This window comes from Halorubrum sp. CGM5_25_10-8B, assembly GCF_005435095.1.
Lineage (GTDB): Archaea > Halobacteriota > Halobacteria > Halobacteriales > Haloferacaceae > Halorubrum > Halorubrum ezzemoulense.
Window position 1 is genome coordinate 1 of sequence record NZ_SGTY01000050.1, and the last position, 436, is coordinate 436.

At 47.7% G+C, this 436-nt stretch carries 1 protein-coding gene; it reads right to left on the reverse strand.

Annotation, left to right across the window (positions count from 1 at the left end; all coding sequences use genetic code 11):
- Nucleotides 1–354: hypothetical protein (locus EXE51_RS17445; RefSeq protein WP_137693188.1), on the reverse strand; the 354-nt coding region annotated here is incomplete at its 3' end.
- Between the last annotated feature and the right edge of the window lie 82 nt (nt 355–436).

Consider the following 436-nt stretch of genomic DNA (forward strand, 5'->3'; position numbering starts at 1 on the left):
TTCTACTCCAGCACCAGACACAAAGAGGTTAGTTACGGTTACTCCAAGAATTGCGTTCCCGATGATAAAGACGATTCCTCCGATGAGGAATCCTATAACGACGCTTCCCGGTGTGTGCTCTCCCCTCGTCAGATAATATGCGATCACTGCACAAGCAAGGGGAATCCCAACAGAAAATACGAATCCGCCAACAGTCATGATCGGTTGCGACCACGTATCTATGTAGACGTTGCTTGCCGTTGACGACATCAGTTCTTGCGGAACAACAAAGAGCAAGATAGTGGTGAGCAGAAGGAACAACGCGCCGAATACTCCGATACCGACACCAATTTTGACGGGGTTTTGTCGATACATAGGTGGTAGTTGAAGCTACTGCGTGATGAACGATAGGTCTAGCCTATCTGTTTTGATAATGCTCAAACCGCTAGTACTGGTC